This window comes from Aeromonas lacus (genome assembly GCF_000764665.1).
Lineage (GTDB): Bacteria > Pseudomonadota > Gammaproteobacteria > Enterobacterales > Aeromonadaceae > Aeromonas > Aeromonas lacus.
The window spans coordinates 1-1,053 of sequence record NZ_JRGM01000080.1; the positions used below are offsets into that span (position 1 = coordinate 1).

The following is a 1,053-nucleotide window of genomic DNA, read 5'->3' on the forward strand; positions in this document are numbered from 1 at the left end:
CCTTATCTACTGCAAAACCGTCGATAAACTCCAAGACATACGTAGTATTGCCAAAGGGCTGATGCACTTTTTCGATTTCCTAGATACAGAGAAATTGTCGTGGGACAAGATGCCCAGGCCAAGAAATCAGCGGCCCTTGTATCGCTTCCGCGCATATCTTCAAGCGCTACATGATGAAATAGATCCTGAAACTGGCAAGCGTCGACTTGCGAGCACTACAGCAAAAAGCTATCGCGGAGCTGCAATTGGTCTGTATGTGTACTGGCAGGGTTATGGCAAATTTGAACGAGACCCATGCCACATCTTTGAGGCAAATATTAGTGATTATCGGAAGCTCGGCCACATCAATAGAAATATTAAAGTTCAAATGACTGATCTCAAAATAGACGCTCGAGATAAGTCGAAAAATACTGTACTCCCAAATCACCTAAGCCCGCTACTAATGAAAACCAGACCTGAATTGCAGGCGTTAAAATCCATAATTAAAAATGGATATGGTTATGTTCAGGCCAACGGTAAGTACATTAAAAAAAGCATTTCATCAGAAACAAAATTGGCCGTATTACTTGCTTTGTACACAGGAATGAGACGTTTAGAAATATTATCATTCAGCAGCTCATTAATATACATGCCACGCCCAGATGAGAATGCTATTCCTATCACGATAGGCCCAGCCATAAGATGCCATACAAAAGGTGGGGAGTCGGGAGAGATAAAAATTCCGTCATGGTTAATGAGATTGCTATTCCAATATATACATAGTCGCAGCTATAAAAATCGTCTTGCAAAATTCATTGAGAGAACCCGAGATCCTCTGGCATTAAAATATCCACCACTTCTCCTCAGTAGTCAAGGTAAGCCATATAGTGGAAATTCACTGAATGCCCGCTGGAGTGAAATTCGAAATGCAATTATAATTGATCAAAACCTTCCTAAATTCGCACATAAATTTCATAACCTGCGTTCCACTTATGCAACCTACCTAACATTTTCACTACTTAATCTAAAATTCCCAGAAAATCACCCATCTCATCCAAATGAGCCGGTATTGAC

1 protein-coding gene is annotated in these 1,053 nt (G+C 40.6%); it reads left to right on the plus strand.

The genetic code is table 11. The annotated features are described in order from the left end of the window. The coding region (locus tag LG31_RS20870; RefSeq protein WP_152598342.1) for a site-specific integrase at positions 1 to 1,053 on the plus strand (1,053 nt) is incomplete at both ends.